The sequence below is a fragment of the Flavisolibacter ginsengiterrae DSM 18136 genome (assembly GCF_059568575.1).
The window spans coordinates 88775-106447 of sequence record NZ_JCANTR010000004.1 but is presented as its reverse complement, the minus strand read 5'-3'; the positions used below and the strand labels follow the sequence as shown (position 1 = coordinate 106447).

At 40.9% G+C, this 17673-nt stretch carries 19 protein-coding genes; 12 read left to right on the top strand and 7 right to left on the bottom strand.

Annotation, left to right across the window (positions count from 1 at the left end; translation table 11 throughout):
* Positions 1–18 precede the first annotated feature (18 nt).
* The 5 genes from porV (at position 19) to BP74_RS05985 (ending at position 4427) form a co-directional block, all read left to right on the top strand.
* Positions 19–1191: a type IX secretion system outer membrane channel protein PorV gene (gene porV / locus BP74_RS06005; protein WP_496372074.1), complete on the top strand. Its 1173-nt coding sequence runs from the start codon at positions 19–21 to the stop codon at positions 1189–1191.
* A 123-nt stretch (positions 1192–1314) separates the two neighbouring features.
* Positions 1315–1794, top strand: a complete 480-nt coding sequence (gene ispF, locus BP74_RS06000) for a 2-C-methyl-D-erythritol 2,4-cyclodiphosphate synthase (protein ID WP_496372072.1) — start codon at positions 1315–1317, stop codon at positions 1792–1794.
* Between the two features lie 35 nt (positions 1795–1829).
* Entirely contained in the window at positions 1830–2270 is a 441-nt protein-coding gene (dut, locus tag BP74_RS05995; protein WP_496372070.1) for a dUTP diphosphatase, read from the top strand.
* Positions 2271–2273: 3 nt separating this feature from the next.
* On the top strand, positions 2274–3083 hold the full coding sequence (gene lolB1 / locus BP74_RS05990) for a lipoprotein insertase outer membrane protein LolB1 (RefSeq protein WP_496372068.1): 810 nt from the start codon (positions 2274–2276) through the stop codon (positions 3081–3083).
* A 48-nt stretch (positions 3084–3131) separates the two neighbouring features.
* On the top strand, positions 3132–4427 hold the full coding sequence (locus BP74_RS05985) for a murein hydrolase activator EnvC family protein (RefSeq protein ID WP_496372066.1): 1296 nt from the start codon (positions 3132–3134) through the stop codon (positions 4425–4427).
* Positions 4428–4571: 144 nt separating this feature from the next.
* Here BP74_RS05985 and bshA read toward each other — a convergent pair whose 3' ends face one another.
* Complete coding sequence (gene bshA / locus BP74_RS05980) at positions 4572–5705, bottom strand: N-acetyl-alpha-D-glucosaminyl L-malate synthase BshA (protein ID WP_496372064.1); 1134 nt, start codon at positions 5703–5705, stop codon at positions 4572–4574.
* A gap of 106 nt (positions 5706–5811) precedes the next feature.
* Between bshA and BP74_RS05975 the strand changes: the two genes are divergently transcribed.
* Together BP74_RS05975 and BP74_RS05970 are read left to right on the top strand one after the other, a co-directional pair.
* Entirely contained in the window at positions 5812–7185 is a 1374-nt protein-coding gene (locus BP74_RS05975; RefSeq protein ID WP_496372062.1) for a M20/M25/M40 family metallo-hydrolase, read from the top strand.
* A 29-nt stretch (positions 7186–7214) separates the two neighbouring features.
* Positions 7215–7625 carry a DUF8785 domain-containing protein gene (locus tag BP74_RS05970; RefSeq protein WP_496372060.1) on the top strand — a complete coding sequence of 137 codons (411 nt, stop codon included), beginning with the start codon at positions 7215–7217 and terminating at the stop codon, positions 7623–7625.
* A 49-nt stretch (positions 7626–7674) separates the two neighbouring features.
* On the opposite strand, the gene porT is transcribed toward BP74_RS05970, so the two are convergent.
* Both porT and ubiE read right to left on the bottom strand, forming a co-directional pair.
* Positions 7675–8412: a type IX secretion/gliding motility protein PorT/SprT gene (gene porT / locus BP74_RS05965; protein ID WP_496372058.1), complete on the bottom strand. Its 738-nt coding sequence runs from the start codon at positions 8410–8412 to the stop codon at positions 7675–7677.
* A complete protein-coding gene (gene ubiE / locus BP74_RS05960) occupies positions 8376–9125 on the bottom strand; it encodes a bifunctional demethylmenaquinone methyltransferase/2-methoxy-6-polyprenyl-1,4-benzoquinol methylase UbiE (RefSeq protein WP_496372056.1) in 750 nt (249 codons plus the stop codon). Before ubiE ends, porT begins: the two co-directional genes overlap by 37 nt.
* Before the next feature lie 287 nt (positions 9126–9412).
* On the opposite strand from ubiE, the gene hemN reads away from it, so the two are divergent.
* On the top strand, positions 9413–10783 hold the full coding sequence (gene hemN, locus BP74_RS05955; protein WP_496372054.1) for an oxygen-independent coproporphyrinogen III oxidase: 1371 nt from the start codon (positions 9413–9415) through the stop codon (positions 10781–10783).
* 180 nt (positions 10784–10963) lie between these two features.
* On the opposite strand, the gene BP74_RS05950 is transcribed toward hemN, so the two are convergent.
* From BP74_RS05950 to dinB, 3 genes are all read right to left on the bottom strand, one after another.
* Positions 10964–11350 carry an RNA-binding S4 domain-containing protein gene (locus tag BP74_RS05950; protein ID WP_496372052.1) on the bottom strand — a complete coding sequence of 129 codons (387 nt, stop codon included), beginning with the start codon at positions 11348–11350 and terminating at the stop codon, positions 10964–10966.
* Between the two features lie 174 nt (positions 11351–11524).
* Positions 11525–12895 carry a dipeptidase gene (locus BP74_RS05945; protein WP_496372050.1) on the bottom strand — a complete coding sequence of 457 codons (1371 nt, stop codon included), beginning with the start codon at positions 12893–12895 and terminating at the stop codon, positions 11525–11527.
* Positions 12896–13442: 547 nt separating this feature from the next.
* The gene (dinB, locus tag BP74_RS05940) at positions 13443–14609 is read right to left on the bottom strand and encodes a DNA polymerase IV (RefSeq protein WP_496372048.1); all 1167 of its coding nucleotides are present in this window, start codon (positions 14607–14609) and stop codon (positions 13443–13445) included.
* Between the two features lie 56 nt (positions 14610–14665).
* Between dinB and BP74_RS05935 the strand changes: the two genes are divergently transcribed.
* The gene (locus BP74_RS05935; RefSeq protein WP_496372046.1) at positions 14666–15244 is read left to right on the top strand and encodes a Crp/Fnr family transcriptional regulator; all 579 of its coding nucleotides are present in this window, start codon (positions 14666–14668) and stop codon (positions 15242–15244) included.
* 63 nt (positions 15245–15307) lie between these two features.
* Positions 15308–15916 (top strand): DinB family protein, encoded by a 609-nt coding sequence (locus BP74_RS05930; RefSeq protein ID WP_496372044.1) that lies wholly within the window; start codon positions 15308–15310, stop codon positions 15914–15916.
* Here the strand turns inward: BP74_RS05930 and rimM are convergent.
* Positions 15873–16388 (bottom strand): ribosome maturation factor RimM, encoded by a 516-nt coding sequence (rimM, locus tag BP74_RS05925; RefSeq protein WP_496372042.1) that lies wholly within the window; start codon positions 16386–16388, stop codon positions 15873–15875. The genes BP74_RS05930 and rimM overlap by 44 nt on opposite strands.
* 110 nt (positions 16389–16498) lie before the next feature.
* Here rimM and BP74_RS05920 point away from each other — a divergent pair, with 110 nt between their 5' ends.
* Positions 16499–17101 carry a GNAT family N-acetyltransferase gene (locus BP74_RS05920; RefSeq protein ID WP_496372040.1) on the top strand — a complete coding sequence of 201 codons (603 nt, stop codon included), beginning with the start codon at positions 16499–16501 and terminating at the stop codon, positions 17099–17101.
* 119 nt (positions 17102–17220) lie between these two features.
* The gene (locus tag BP74_RS05915) at positions 17221–17613 is read left to right on the top strand and encodes a hypothetical protein (RefSeq protein ID WP_496372038.1); all 393 of its coding nucleotides are present in this window, start codon (positions 17221–17223) and stop codon (positions 17611–17613) included.
* Positions 17614–17673: the final 60 nt, after the last annotated feature.

The window sequence follows — 17673 nt, the reverse complement described above, 5'->3', positions numbered from 1 at the left end:
ACTTTATAAACAAGAACTATGAAATCAACTGCATTACGACTGACGACTGCTCTTACGCTTTTATTTGCAGGCGTTCTTCCCACCTTTGGACAGGAAAGAATTAATGTTGTGACCACGGCTGTACCTTTTTTACGTATTTCTCCTGATGGTCGTGCAGGTGCTATGGGTGAACTGTCACTGGCCACCAGTCCTGATGCAAGCTCCTCGTTTTTTAATCTTGGAAAAGTTCCTTTTAATGAATCTGTGGCAGGCGTAAATGTTACGTATACACCATGGCTGAAAAAACTGGTTAATGATGTATACCTGGCTTCCCTGGCCGGATATTATAAATTAGACGAAAACCAGGCAGTTTCAGGTTCACTTCGCTATTTCAATTTAGGAAGTATCCAGTTTACTGATAATAATGGTAATCCTTTAAATACATCCAATCCGCGTGAATTTGGATTTGACCTTGGCTACTCCCGCAAGCTTTCTGAGAAAATGGGTATCGGTGTAGGATTAAAATATATTTATTCAAACCTTGCCAGTGGTTATAGCGGTAATGGTAATACTTACAAGGCGGGAAGTGCTGTAGCAGGAGACATTGGTCTTTATTACAGGGCTCTTACTGAATCCGGACAGGGATGGGCGTTTGGTTTGGCATTGACCAACCTTGGTTCTAAAATATCTTATACTGATAATGCTGAACAAAAGGATTTTATTCCTGCCAACTTTGGTATTGGTACCACGTATACCAAGGTCATAGATGAAAGCAATAAGGTCACCTTTGGTGTTGACCTGAATAAATTAATGGTGCCAACCCCACCAGTACCTTCAAATCCTCCAACGCAACAGGATACGATCAATTTCAATAATTACCGCACAAAAAGTGTAGTGGGTAGCTGGTTTAGTTCTTTTGGAGATGCCCCTGGTGGAATGTCAGAAGAAATAAAGGAGTTCCAGGTTTCCCTTGGTGCAGAATATTGGTACAATAACCAGTTCGCTTTACGTGCCGGGTACTTTTATGAAGATAAAACAAAGGGTAATCGCCGTTATTTCACAACAGGTGTTGGAATTAAGTACAATGTTTTTGGACTCAACTTTTCTTACCTTATTCCAGTAAACAGTGGTGTGAACCAAAACCCATTAGCCAATACACTTCGCTTCTCCCTGGTATTTGATCTGAGCGGGGAACCGGCAACAACAGAATAGCATTAGAACATCATACTATATTAAAGCGGCTCTGTATTCAAGGGCCGCTTTTTTATTAACTGGTATGCTGTCCCGGTTCTCTTATCATCGCTTTGCATTCCTACATTTGCCAAAATAATTTATATGGGCATCCGCATAGGCTTAGGCGTTGATTTTCATCAATTGGCAGAAGGAAGGGAATTATGGATAGGTGGGGTATTAATACCTTACCATAAAGGTGGCCTGGGACATAGTGATGCAGATGTATTACTCCATGCCATTTGTGATGCCTTATTAGGTGCAGCTTGTCTGGGAGATATTGGAGTTCATTTTCCTGATACTGACCAGCAATATAAAAATATTGATAGTAAGATCCTGTTACAACAAACCATTGAATTGATCAATGCAGAAGGTTACCGCATAGTCAATATTGATAGTACTTTATGCCTTCAGGAGCCAAAAATTAAACCCTTTATAGAACAGATGCAGCAAACAATAGCAGCAATTGCAGGTATTGGTCAAAAGGATATTTCAGTAAAAGCCACTACTACCGAACAAATGGGCTTTGTTGGCAGGAAAGAGGGTGTTGTTGCCTATGCTTCCGCTTTATTGGAAACTATTTAACATCTTTGGACACTCCCAAACCTATCTTTGGAACAATGAGTATTGCTGTAAAGATCGTTAATACATCCTCCAATCCTTTACCTGATTATGCCACGGAGGGTTCCTCTGGTTTAGACCTCAGAGCTAATTTACAGGGCACTATGGTTTTAAAACCAATGGAAAGGCAAATGATCCCAACCGGGTTATTTATTGAATTGCCTGAAGGGTTTGAAGCACAGGTAAGACCACGAAGCGGGCTGGCTATCAAGCAAGGGTTGACTTGTTTGAATACACCCGGCACTATCGATAGCGATTACCGGGGAGAAATTAAGATTCTGTTGATAAACCTCTCTGGTGAACTGCAGGTCATACAACATGGTGACAGGATAGCACAAATGGTGGTTCAAAAGGTAGAAAAGATCTCCTGGCACCAGGTAGAGATATTATCGGAAACTTCACGCAGTGAAGGTGGCTTTGGTTCAACCGGAAAAAATTAATGAATGCACAGAATTCTATTTTTTATACTTTCTCTTGTATTGATGGCGTCATGCCGGTCCACTAAAAAGATTCAAACGGCTATTTCAAAAAAAGACACTTCTGCAAAAGTTATTCTACAAGGTGTGAAAGAAGATTCTTTACAGTATTTCAGGAAAATGGTTTCGGATATCAATGCTAACCGGATCCCGTACAATACTTTTACCAGTAAGGTTAATATTGACTATGAAGGCAATGATGGAAAGAAATATAACATCAATGCCAATATCAGGATGTATAGGGATAGTGCTATCTGGATCTCCGCGAATGCCTTATTGGGAATTGAAGCCATGCGTGTGCTGATCACAAAAGATTCTGTCAAGCTTCTTAATAAACTGGAAAAAACCTATACCGCCCGCAGTGTTGACTACCTACAGGAAATAACCTCTCTTCCCCTGGACCTTTTTACTTTGCAGGATCTTATCATAGGGAATGCGGTGTATGTTGATCCTAATGTGGTGGCTTTCTCTAAAAAAGCCAATACTATTACTTTGTTGAGTATTGGAAACTGGTTTAAAAACCTTGTCACACTTGATGCCAATAACAATAGCTTGTTACATTTGAAGCTGGATGATGTCAATATCACCAGGAACAGAACAGCTGATGTCAATTACAGCGATTATGAAAATAAAAAAGGTTTTTTATTTTCAACGAAAAGAAGGATCAGTGTTACAGAGAAAACACGATTGGATATTGCTCTCGATTTTAAGCAGTATGATTTGAATGAGCAGGTGAGTTTTCCTTTCTCTATACCCAAAAATTATGACCGTAATTAAAATTTATTTTAATTGAAAGCGTTAGATACATTCCTAATAAGACCGGCCATGCAAAAACTACTGTTGGTATTTATTCTCTTTTTCAGCATTCACACTGCTTTCGCCCAATCTGCCGATAAGGCAAAGATGGAAAGTGAACGCAGGGAAATTCAACAGGAGATAAGGGAATTGCAAACGAGTTTGAGCAAGGTCAAAGGCCAGACGAAGGCAAACCTGGCAAAGCTTAGGATGTTGGAACGTAAATTGGAATTGCAGGATCGACTCATTGCCAATATTAATAAAGAGATCAATATCATATCCGGTGATATCTATACCAGTAATGTTGAAATTAATAGGTTACAAAAACAACTGGATACACTCAAATTAGAATATGCCAAAAGTGTGGTATATGCCTATAAGAATAAAAGCAGCTATGACTACCTGAACTTTATTTTTTCAGCCAGTAGTTTCAATGATGCCCTGAAAAGAGTTTCTTATCTCAAATCATACCGTTCTTACCGCCAGCAACAGGTTGCCAATATTGAAGAAACACAAAAGCTGATCCAGGATCGTAAGCAACAATTATTAGGCAAGCAATCTCAAAAGAAGTCAGCTTTGGAGAATCAGCGCCATGAAATGGCGGCGCTGGAAGTGCAGAAAAAAGAAAAGGATGCCGTTGTATCCAAGCTGAAGTCACAGGAAAAAGACCTTGCACAGCAAATGGCCACCAAGCGCAAGCGTGATAAGATTTTGAGAGGCCAGATAGCGGCTATTGTTCGACGTGAAATTGAAAAGGCCAAAAAAGAAGAAGAAGCCAGATTGGCTGCTATTCGCAAAAAAGAATCAGAGGCAAGTAAGAATTCGACTTCAACAGGTACTGTTTCTGCACCTACTAAAAAAACTACTTCACCAGCTAAAAGACAGGATTACCTGGTATTAAATGAAGGCCAGGCTAAACTGGCTGCCAATTTTGCAAGTAACAGGGGTAGTCTACCATGGCCGGTTGATAATGGCAATGTCAGCATTCCTTTTGGAACCAGTAGGGTTGAAGGCCTTAGCATGGATAATCCCGGTATTACCATAAGTACGCCCAATGCAGGAGCTACGGTTAAAGCAGTATTTGACGGAGAGGTAAGTGCTGTGTCCAATACAGGAGATGGTATGATGGTAATGATCCGACACGGTAAATATTTTACTGTTTACAGTAATCTATCCAGTGCCTCCGTAAGCCGCGGCGATAATGTTCGAACCGGCCAGGCTATCGGCAGAACGGCGCAGGCAGATGATGGTAGTGGAGGACAGCTGGACTTCATGCTGATGGTAGAATCCCAAAATGTAAATCCCCAACCCTGGTTGAGAAGGTAATTATACTTTAAATCAACAATAATTTTATCACCTTACAGCTACATCTATAAAGCCAAAATAGCTTCCATCAGGAGGCTATTTTATTTGAAATATAGTTATTTGTCATTAACTGAAGAAGTCGAATGACTAAAAGTTTAAATTCATTTATGCCATAACACTGCTCAACACTTCTTCATACAATTTCACATACATAGGAACAATACTTGAAATATCAAAAGCCTTTGCCTGTTCAAATGCATTTGTCTTGAATTGTTGCAGGCGCTCATCATCTTTCAATATATCGATTGCGTGTTTGCTCAAAGTATCAACATCTCCCACATTGCCCATATAGCCGGTTACGCCCTGTATCATGATCTCAGGCAAACCACCAGCATTGGTCGATATTACCGGAACACCCGAAGCCATAGCCTCAAGAGCTGCCAATCCAAAGCTTTCATATTCTGAGGTCAGCAGGAAAAGATCGGCAATAGCCAATATGTCTTCCATTTGTTCCTGTTTTCCAACAAAGCGAATGTCATCACATATACCCAGTTTGCGGGACAATTCTTCAGCAGTGCCTCTTTCAGGTCCGTCTCCAACAAACAGCAATTTGCTGGGAATTTCTTTTTTTACCTCGTTAAAGATCAGGACCACATCTTCAACACGTTTTATCTTCCTGAAATTCGAAGCGTGCAACAGAATACGTTCACCCTCAGGAGCGATCACTTTTCTAAAAGCATCAATAGGTTTTCTTGAAAATCTCTGAACATCAACAAAATTGTGAATCACTTCGATGTTCTTTTCTATTTTAAAGTGCGTGAAGGTTTCATCCCTTAGGTTTTGAGAGACAGCTGTGATAGCATCACTTTGGTTAATAGAAAATGCAACCACGGGGGCATACATTTTATCACGTCCAACCAGGGTTATATCTGTACCATGCAAGGTAGTGATCACAGGAATATGTATGCCTTCCTGTTCCAGGATCTTCTTGGCCATATAAGCTGCTGAGGCATGGGGGATGGCATAATGAACGTGCAGCAATTGTAAATGGTTATTTTTTATCACATCAACCATGGTGCTTGCAAGAGCCGTCTCATAAGGTGGGTAATCAAAAAGAGGGTAGGTAGGAACCTGCACCTCGTGGTAGAATATATTAGGAATAAATCCATTTAACCTTACCGGCTGCTGGTATGTAATGAAATGTACCTGGTGGCCATGCTGTGCTAATGCCTTACCCAATTCTGTTGCTAATACACCGCTACCCCCAAATGTGGGATAACAAACTATACCTATTCTCATTCATTCGATTTATATAAATGAAGGTAGTTACAAAAAAGCGTTTGCTTCTTTTCGCGTAACGTTAAAAAATTGGGCTGGTAAAGCAGATTACTTTTATTTTTAAACAATGAAGACGTTTATCCTATTCCTTACCTTTAGTTTACAGGCATTTGTATCATTTTCACAGGACACTGATTCTGTATTTATCAGCAGGATTTCCAACCAGATTTTAACCAATGGAAAGGCTTATGATGACCTGCGTGTTTTGACCAAACAGGTTGGAGGTCGTTTATCGGGTTCGCCTCAAATGGTAAAGGCAGAACAATGGGGTTTGAAAGCTATGCAGGAAGCAGGTGCCGATAAAGCATGGTTGCAACAATGCATGGTACCTCATTGGGTGAGAGGTGGTACTGATGAAGCAAGCGCTTCCTTTACCTCGGGCGGTAAAAAACAGGTGCATAAACTTGATGTGATCGCCCTGGGCAACTCAATGGGATCCATGAAGCCACTAACTGCACCCGTAATGCTTGTTAATAGTTTCGAAGAACTGGATAAAAGAAAGGATGAGGTAAAAGGCAAGATCGTATTCTATAATTACAAATTCGTCCCCACTTACATTCATACTTTCGGTTCCTATGGCGATGCAGTCCGATACCGTGGGGGTGGGCCCAGTCATGCAGCTGCCTATGGTGCAGTAGGAGTAATAGTCAGGAGCATGTCACATAGCACGGATAACAATCCGCATACTGGTGCTACAAATTATATTGATTCCCTGGCTAAAATACCGGCAGTAGCAATTGGCCTGAAAGATGCCGATTGGTTAAGTGACCAGGCATTAAAAGGTAATGTTTCAGTAACACTCCATACACATGGTAAGTTCCTGCCCGATACTATTGGTCATAACGTAATTGGCGAACTCAAAGGATCAGAATTTCCAAATGAATATATTACTATAGGTGGCCACCTTGATTCCTGGGATCCTGCTGAAGGGGCGCATGATGATGGGGCAGGCTGTGTACAAACCATTGAATTGTTGCGAACCTTTAAAGCTTTAGGGTATAAACCAAAAAGAACGATTCGTTTTGTTCTCTTTGCCAATGAAGAGAATGGAGGAAGAGGTGGAGCAAAATATGCTGAGGAAGCAATGGCGAAAGGTGAAAAACACATATTTGCACTGGAAAGTGATGAAGGTGGTTTTACTCCACGGGGGTTTAGTGCAACGGTTTCAGATAACCAGTTTCAAAAGATGCAGGGGTGGAAGGATCTGTTGGCACCGTACGGTTCTGAAGAATGGATACGCGGAGGTGGTGGTTCAGATATAGGACCATTGGGAAAAACTCAAAAAACACCACTAGCAGGTTTTATGCCTGACTCCCAACGTTACTTTGATTACCACCATGCACGAAATGATGTTTTCGAAGCTGTAAATAAGCGGGAATTGGAATTGGGTGCGGTGAATATGGCGGGACTTATCTTCCTGGTAGATAAATATGGATTGTAAATCTTGCCAATCATACATAACTTAGGAAAATGGATAACAGGACAAGTCCCCTTGTACAAAGGAAAGGAAGCGGATTTAGAAAATTCTTTAACATTCTAATCATCTTTCTTTTATTGGCAGGGGGCATTTACTTCTACTGGAAATATTATTTTACCTATAGCAATGGTAACAGGTATGGCTTGCTTCAAAAGTTTTCACACAAGGGCAACCTGTTTAAAACCTATGAAGGAGAATTGATCTTAAGTAGCATCAGAAGCAATGCCAATGTAGCCCTGGCTTCTGAAAAATTCTTCTTTTCCGTAACCAAAGAAAACGTTGCCCAGGAACTGATGAATGCACAGGGTAAGTTCGTCACTGTTCATTATAAGGAGAAAAATGGTACGCTTACCTGGCGGGGTGATACCCCCTATATCGTAGATAGTGTTGTGGTTGATAAATAAAAAGGCATAATAGAAAATAACACCTCACTCACTTAGAAACAGCCTTCTATTATCCTTCCAGGTGTATAGTGAATACGATCATCCTTGATTGTATGGCTTCAAGTATACGGCTGTAGTTCAACTTTTCATTGCGGTCATGCAGGTTGCTTAGTCCATTGCTGATCTTGATCTCTGGAGACAGAATAAAGCTGGGGAAATAAAAGTTAAAACCTACTCCCGCTTCAATGCCATAATCAAAACGGTTGATGCGGATCATATCATCTGCCTTCCTGGCCTTGGCGTTAGAAGCAAGATCAATATCAACTTTGCCCCCACCCATCATATAAACCCGGAAGTTCCCAATGCGGTCGGAATTGAATTTCACCTGCAACGGAAAACTGGTGATAACAGATTCTACTTTTTTATCGACCTGGTATCCAAAATCCTGGTCTTTGTATTTCAACTGGTAGCGTATATTCCTTTCCGTGAACATCAACTGGGGATTGAACCGGAGTTCAAACCTATGGGTAAGGTTCATAGTGGCCAGCAAACCGAGGTTAAAGCCTCCATTATTCATGGGTTCTGCCACCATAATACTATCCTGTTCCATAAATCCCGGGTTCAGGTGAGTATGGAAGGTGGCTTTGCTTACACCCAGGGAAATACCAAAATAATAAGCTTTGTTATCATGGTCTTCCTGGTACAAAACTTTTTGAGAAAAGGAGGTATAGGAAATAGTAAAAAAGAGCGCTAAGAAAAAGGCCCGGTTCTTCAGGTTTTTGGCTTTCGTCCGCTGTATATGCAACATATTCCTAAGCTTAGTGGATTAAATGAGGTATCGGAATAACCTGTTTTGTTTAGAACATCAATAAATAACTGGCGGTCGGGGAAAGCCCTTGCAGATTCATTCAAATACTGGTAGGCCTTCTTATTTTGATTAAACCATTTAGCCATTTGCGGTGCTACCACCCCCATGTAAAAATTATACAGGGCTTTCACACCAGGTAATTTTGGTTTGCTGAATTCAAGAACGATCAATTGAGCTCCGGGCTTCATTACCCTTAAGATCTCTGCCATCCCTTTCTCCAGGTTTTCAAAATTCCTTACCCCAAAGGCCACCATCACGCCATCAAACGAATCCTTTGGGAAATTTATTGTTTCACCATCGCCACTGAACAACTCAATTTTCGTTCCAAGCCCTTCTTTATCAATCTTTTTACGACCTATCTCGAGCATTTTCTCAGAAATATCAATCCCTATGATCTTTTCAGGCTGCAATATTCTTGAGGCCATAATTGACATATCAGCGGTCCCTGTGGCTACGTCTAACAATATCCTGGGATTATCCTTTTGAAAGCGTTTAATGGCCTTCCTCCGCCAGCTTACATCAATGCCGACGCTTAAAAAGCGGTTCATGAAATCATAGCGAGGAGCAATATGGTCAAACATCTCACTTACCTGCTCTTTCTTTGAGCCCTGTTCTGAAAAGGGCTTGATCCTGTCATGCGAAAATTCGGTCATAAGGCTGCAAAGGTAAACGGGAGAAGAATTACTTAATTATGATTTAGGTCTTATTGGTACCAGGCGGGCGGGGGTCTTTGCCCGGAAACTTATCGTCTCCGAGAAATCATAGCCCTCACATATGCTTACAGAACTATGACATTTTAGTTCGTATATAACAATGGCTGATTAACTTTTTCTCTTTCCTGTTTAAATGGGTTGCTTATCACTTTTACCACTGATAAAACTCCTGTGAATTTCTAACAAAGGTCATATTTAACCCCTTGACATCTCGATACTTTCGTAATATGAAAAGTGAAGCGGTCAATTCCATACTCATACGAAAGTACAACCAGCCGGTACCCAGGTATACCAGCTATCCGACTGTACCTTTTTGGAAAGATGAGCTTGACATTGAACAATGGAAAGAAGCGTTCAGGAATAAATTCAGTGAACAAAACCATATCAACGGAATTAGTCTGTATTTACACCTCCCTTTTTGTGAATCTTTATGTACCTATTGTGGCTGTAATAAAAAAATTACCACTAACCATAGGGTAGAGGAAGAATATATCGATGTGCTGGAAAAAGAGTGGAGCATGTATCGCAAACTGATGAAGCAAACCCCTGTGATCAGGGAACTGCACCTCGGTGGCGGAACACCTACTTTCTTTTCTCCACGCAACCTGCAACGCCTGCTAAAGTTTATTTTAAAATCCAGTATACTTCATCCCAAACATGAATTCAGTATCGAGGGACATCCTAACAACACTACCCCTGAACATTTGAAGACCCTTTATAACAATGGTTTCAGGCGTATAAGTTATGGAGTGCAGGATAATGACCCGGAAGTACAACGTGTCATTAACCGCATTCAGCCCTTTGAAAATGTGAAAGCTGCGACTGAAAATGCACGCTCGATTGGGTTTACCTCTATCAATTTTGATCTTATTTATGGCCTACCCAAACAGACCTTGCAAAGCATTGAGACGACCATTAATAAAATTATTGAGCTAAAACCCGACCGCATTGCTTTTTATAGCTATGCCCATGTGCCATGGACCAGTAAGGCGCAGCGTTTGTTTGATGAATCAGACCTGCCTGGTGCTGAAGAGAAAATATTGCTCTACCTGAAAGGCAAAGAGTTGTTGATGAAGAATGGATATGTGGATATAGGCATGGACCATTTTGCCCTTCCTTCCGATGAACTATATCTTGCCTGGAAGTCTGGCAGGTTACACCGGAATTTTATGGGATATACCACACAGAATTCAGGATTGCTATTAGGCCTGGGAGTTTCCAGTATCAGCGATACAGGAAATGCTTTTGCCCAGAATCAAAAGGCACTGCATGATTATTATACTTCCATCAATGAAGGAAAATTTGCTATAAAAAGAGGCTGTATATTAAGCGAAGAAGACATTGCTTTCAGGAGATACATACTGGATATTTCCTGTAAGGGAGAAACCAATTTTAAGGAAGAACACATCCCTATACTGGAGCAATATACTTTTCCAGTCCTTGCAGACCTGGCTAAAGATGGTTTGATTGAATGGAACAGGAAAGGATTGAATCTTACAGAACAGGGACATTATTTCATTCGTAATATTTGCAGTGCATTCGACCTCTACCTGCACCGCACTGCTCCGGGAAAACAGATCTTTAGTAAGGCAATCTAGTGCAATGGGAAGCTAAATAAAGTTGACAAGTTGACAAGTTGACAAGTGATGATTATATCCTCCTATCCAATTCTATGAATCATTGTACTCAAGCTACATGATTCAATAATCCTTATTCTAATGTTGTGTGGATCTATTCCTCCTCCAAAATCCTACCCATTCCAGTAAATCTTAGTTCTCTTAATCTTCCTTAAACTCATCCAATTCTCTTCTCTGTTTCTTGGTAGGACGGCCAATTTTGCTTTGGCGTTTTCCTGTGTGAAATGAAGCTGCGTGAAACTTCATGCGGTCCAATTCTTCCTGTGGAGTGATGTCAAGATAGTATTTAATAGCTTCAGCATAGGCCTGCCTGTTATATAATAATCCAGTTGCCTTGATGCGCCATTTCTTTGCTTCTGTTTTGATCTCGTACTCATCACCTACAACCACATTTTTAGATGCTTTAACTGCTGTGCCATTCTGTTTCACCTTCCCTGAGTCGCACGCTGCAGCAGCCAGCGTCCTTGTTTTAAAAAGACGAATGGCCCAGAGGTATTTATCTATGCGTAATTTTTCTTTTTCAGCCATAATGCAAAAGCAAAATATAAAAACATCAAATTCATAGAGGTGTTATTCCACCTACTGATTATCTCCCAAACTCAGAATTCTTTTCAACTTTTTTCCTTCAACCTTTATGCCGTATATAAAAAGTTCTTTAGGCCATTTTGGCCTAAAGAACTACACACTACAAACTAAAAACTGCTATTGTTCTTGTGCAAAGAACTTATGGAAGTAAGGTATTGTTTCAATGCCTTTATAATAATTCTCAAGATTGTACTTCTCATTCGGTGAGTGCAGGTTGTCATTATCCAACCCAAAGCCCATGAATACGATCTTGATGCCAAGTTCTTTTTCAAGGATTGAACAAATAGGAATACTGCCACCGCCACGAACAGGTATTGGGTCTTTGCCAAAAGTAGTTTGAACCGCCTTTGCTGCAGCCCTATAACCTTTGCTGTCAATTGGAGTCATATAGGGTTCTCCACCATGATGTTCAAATGCTTCCACTTTCACCGACGCAGGTGCGATCTTTTTAAAGTGTTCCAGCAGCATATCAGTGATCTTTCTTGAAGATTGGTTAGGCACCAGGCGTGCAGAAATCTTTGCCGTTGCTTTTGATGGTAATACCGTTTTAGCACCTTCACCTGTATATCCACCCCAAATACCATTCACCTCTATTGTGGGGCGAATGCCAGTTCTTTCCCCTGTAGTATAACCCTTTTCACCCCATGTTTCTTTGATGCCCAGTTCATCCTTATACTGCTGTTCATTGTATGGGGCCTTGGCCATCAGTTCTCTTTCTTCTTTCGATGCATCTACCACATCATTATAAAATCCAGGGATCGTCACATGATTATTCTCATCGTGCAGCGATGCGATCATTTTAGCCAGTATAGTGATGGGATTGGCTACCGCTCCGCCATAAGTTCCACTATGCAGGTCACGGCTGGCGCCTGTTACTTCAACTTCTATATAAGAAAGACCTCTGACACCGATGTCAAGGGAAGGATTTTCCATGGAGATCATAGAGCTGTCAGATATCAGGATCACATCGGCCTTCAACTTGTCTTTATGCTGGGCAACAAATTTTCCCAGGTTGGGAGAGCCTACTTCTTCCTCACCCTCTATCAAAAATTTAATATTGGTTTCCATAGTGTTGGTCTTAACCATGGTTTCCAGAGCTTTTACATGCATGTAAAACTGGCCTTTATCATCAGCACTGCCCCGGGCATATACCTTGCCGTCCTTGATGACAGGATCAAAAGGCCCACTATGCCAGAGTTCAAGTGGTTCGGGAGGTTGCACATCGTAATGTCCATAAACCAATACTGTTGGTTTGGAAGCATCAATGATCTTTTCGCCATAAACCACAGGATGGCCATCTGTTTCCATAACCTCGGCCTTGTCAGCGCCGGAATCCAGCAGGCGCTGCCTTACCAGTTCCGCACATTTGCGCATATCTTCTTTCCGTTCACTCTTCGCACTGATAGACGGTATACGTAACAATTCCAGCATCTCATCCAAAAAGCGTTGTTGATTTTTCTCCTGATACTCTTTCCAGGCTGTTTGCATAATCGTTATTTAGTTGAATGGATAAATGATTCTATTCAGCAGGCCTGACCCTGCTTTGAAAGTTCGTAAAATTAAGGATTAGAAGGGGAGGAAGTCTAAAATGGTAAAGTAAAAACTGAAAATGTGATTGCCAGCCTGGAAAGTTACAAGCTTGAAAAGTTGATACAGAGGGAGCTTTCCGGCAATTGACAAAAGCCTCTTGAAATTTGTCAACACCTGGGACCAGAACTATAAACTTTATACCAGAATAGCTCCTAATGTTATCATCTCTCAAACATATTCCATAGATAAATCATAGATGTCCCGAAGATATCCCGACTATATAAGTATCGGCTTATCGTCGTGATATCTATGGGACATCCCTGCCTTTGATTAGCTTTTACATAGCGTAAAGGGTACCTGGTGGAAGTCGAAAGATCAAAGTTTCTGAAGTGAAAACCTTAAAAGCAAGATGTAAACATTTGCTATCTATCTGATTGCATGATAAATGTTTATGAATAAAACTGACTCCCATTCTCCTCAATAATCCTATTCAATACTGCCCATCTTAGTTCTTTTTCTTTCCAGGCAGTGTAGTAGCTTTCATGACAGCATCCGAGCCATACTGGTTTTTTATGCCATCGACAGCTTTGAATAATTCAAGCTTTTCTACAGAATCGTCAAAAAGACTCATTTGGATGGTCATGGGTACAAGGTGGCTGAAACGCACACCCAGGAGGCGTACCTTTTCTCCCTTGCGGTACAATTTATCAAAAAGATCATGAACCTTGTTCATCAGCACATTATCAAGTGCGGTATAATCAATCACCTCCTGGCGGGAAACGGTTGTAAAGTCCGAATAGCGCAATTTGATGGTGACACAGCCGGTAAGCTTATCTTCCTGGCGCAGGTCATAGGCCGTTTCTTCGGTTAGTCGCACCAGCTCTTTTTTAAGAAAGGATATATCGTTATGATCTTCCTGGAAAGTATTCTCGTGTGACAGGGATTTTTGTTCGCTATAGGGTTCAACGGCGGAATCTGAGATGCCATGGGCTTTTTCCCAGAGGCTTTTGCCCCATTTGCCAAAAGCATATTCCAACTGATCTACAGGTGTTTTTGCCAGTTGCTCGATGGTATGAATTCCCATGCTATATAAGTGCTGTTGGGTTTGTTTTCCCACCATGGGTATTTTATCTACAGTCAGAGGCCAAAGAAAAGCAGTTTCCCGCCCTGCGGGTATTTCAAGGAAACCATTGGGTTTAGCTTCATTGGTGGCCATTTTGCTTACCAGTTTACTGGTAGATAAGCCATAAGAAATGGGTAAGCCGGTTTCCTGAATGATCCTTTCCCTTAACTCCCTGGTATATTGACTAACTCCGAAAAATTTATCCATTCCCGAGAGGTCAACGTAAAATTCATCAATGGAAGCTTTTTCATAAACTGGCACAGCCCCCGCAATGATATCGGTAACCATTCTGGAATACTTACTGTATTCATGGTAACTTCCTTTAAGAAATATTGCCTGGGGACAAAGTTTTTTAGCGGTCATGGCAGGCATGGCACTCTGGATACCAAACTTCCTGGCTTCATAACTACAGGCGGCCACTATGCCACGCTGGCCATCTCCACCTACAATAAGTGGTTTCCCTTTTAGTTCCGGTTTCTTTAATAATTCCACCGAAACAAAGAAGGCATCCAGGTCAAAATGGGCTATATGACGAGGCATTTCAGCCATATTCAAAAATAAACTTATTGCCCGCTTTGCCCCTAACTTTAACCAAAAAGGAAATTTTGGAGTCGGAATTACTTCATCAATTCACTACAGCTATCCATCCATTAAAAGAGCAGGAGTGGGAATCTTTTGTGGAAATCTGGGAGCCTTTTGCCTGCAAGCGAAAAACCTTACTCACTTCCGCAGGAGAAACAGAGCGCTATTTATATTTTGTTCTGGAAGGAGTGCAACGTAGTTTTTACCTTGACCAAAATGGTGAGGAATCCACAATTGTGTTTACTTATCCCTATTCTTTTTCTGGCGTGGCTGATTCATTTCTTACCCAAACTGAATCATCCTATTACCTGGAAACCCTGACCAATTCCCGTTTTTTAAGAACAAGCTACAAACAACTGGAACGGTTGATGGATCAATACCCGGCCATACATCGCCTGGTTTTAAAGGCTACAGCTTTCGCCCTGAAAGGGGTCCTGGAAAGACAAGTGGAACTGCAAAGCTTCAGCGCAGAGGAAAAGTTTCGCCAATTATTAACCCGGAGTCCACAGGTATTGAACCTGATTCCACACAAGTACCTTGCTTCTTACCTGGGGCTTGATGCCACAACATTCAGTAAGTTATTGGGCAGGGTGCGGTTATAAAATCTTGGTGCAGGCAAAGATTTTGCAGCAGCTATAGAAATAGTTTTGAAAAAACAACGGAAAATGAAAAAGTTTAAAAGCGAAAAACTTATAAATCAATTAGAAGCGGATGTTCGTCAATTGATGGCTGCTGCAGAACACTTGCAAATGGCTGATAATGTAAAATTGGGCTATCCGCCTGCGGAAGGCAAGTGGAGTGCTGCCCAGGCATTGGAACATTTAAATATGTATAACCGTTATTATTTGCCTGCTATTGAAAAGGCCATGGTGCATATTCCCAAAGAGGTCAATGCCTGGTTTGTTCCTGGATTTTTTGGTAATTATTTCACCAATACCATGATGCCAAAGAACGTTTACGAGGTTAAGAATAAAATGAAAGCCATGAAGGGCTACAGGCCTGACAGGGGTGTGAGTGTAGAAGGTGTTTTCAAAGAATTCAATGAGCATCAGCATAAATTGTTGCAATTGCTGGAAATGGCACGCAAACGTAACCTGGAACAGATTCGCATACCCACAACGATCAGCAAAATGATTCGCCTGAAATTGGGAGATGTATTCCGCTTCCTGGTTGCGCATGAACAAAGACATATGATCCAGGCAAGAAATGCCATTAAGGCAACTGGTGTATCTACAGATAAATTTCCAGTAATCCTGGAGGCAGCTCGACTATAACCTGCTGTTTTTTCTTATCGATCTTCACGATCGTTTCTTCATGTAGCGGTATCAATGCTTCTTTGCCCTTAATATCTATGCGGCAAAGAAGCTGGTGCGGCTGCTCTATGACTTCAAGGATCTTTCCGAGTACGTTATTCTCTTCTACTACTTCATAACCCAACAGGTTGATAGGGGAAGAAGAGGAAGCAAATTTTTTAAAGTCTGCTTCGGGTAGCCATACTTCTTTTTGGGTAAGCTTCAATGCAGCTTCTCTCGAACTTACACTTTCCAGCTTAATATAAATTTCTTCCTCGCTTTTTATCCTGGTGCTTTCCAAAAACCAGGGTATAAAACTTTCTTTTCTTTCTTCAATAAAAAGAGCAGTCAATCCTTTCAATGAGGTCTTCTTACCCAGGTTGTGTTTCAGTATTAGTTCGCCTGTTAAACCAAAGGCTGCCACCAGCTTTCCTATTTTAAAATATTCTGTCATGCAGTTGGCAAAAATAGGCAGGAATTAGGGAGAGTTGCTGCTAATCAAATTGTTCGTGCTTTTTATTAATTGGATATTTGTCGAATCGGGTTGCCCGGTAAACTAATGCTATGAAAGTTAAACCTATTGACTCCATTTTATTAAATGAATTGACCATTGAATCTGTAACCAGGAAAAACTGGGATAAGCTGGTGCAGATTTTTGGTGAAAAAGGTGCTTGTGGTAATTGCTGGTGTATGTATTTCAGGTTGAACAAAGCTGAATTCCAGGAAGGCAAACAAAGTGATGGAAATAAGGATGCGCTGCAGGAGATCATTTTTAATGATAAGCCGGCAGGTCTTTTAGCCATTTATGAAGAACAGCCAATAGCCTGGTGTGCTTTTGCTCCAAGAGAGGATTTTCTAAAGCTTGAAAAATCAAGGGTACATAAACGCATTGATGATAAACCTGTATGGTCAATTCCCTGTTTATTTATCCATAAGCATTTCAGGCGGCTGGGGGTTTCGGTTGAATTTCTAAAAGGAGTGGCCCGGTATGCCAAAACGCAAGGTATACATATCATAGAGGCATATCCAACCATACCAACTACAGACACCATACCTGATTCATTTGCCTGGATCGGTTTATATAAATCTTTTGAGCGGGCAGGCTTTACAATCGTTAATATTACTTCTAAAAACCGTCCCATGGTTCGTTTTTATACGGATAAATAACCAGGATGTTTCATTATAAGAGTTGTTAACTGACCATATACATATTCGCCGTACAGCCAATGATATATTTAATGAGATGTGTAATTAGTATATTAGACGGCAATTATAATAAAACCAAAATGCGACTGAATACACGTTTGATTATGACTGTTAGTGCTGTTTTTCTTGCCCTGATCGGCATTATATTAAGCTTCATGCCAAATGAGATAGCTGAATTCATCGGACTACAAAGCTCAAAAACCATTCAATTGATTTTGCAGATAGCAGGCGCCCAGTATTTTGCTATGGCGGTGTTGAACTGGATGAAAAGAACAAGTGTGATAGGTGGCATATATAACAGGCCTGTGGCTATAGCTAATTACACACATTATCTCATAGGAACATTAGCATTATCAAAGGTATTATTGGGGAAAGACAGCCTTCCTTCTGTGTTTTGGATATTGGCAGCATTTTATTTGATTTTTTCTTTTCTGTATGGATTTATTTTTTACCGCAATCCAGTACTTTCTTAGAAGTAAGTTATAAGCATTACATCCGGTTAGAAATCCAATAGATTTCGAAGGGGAAATCTT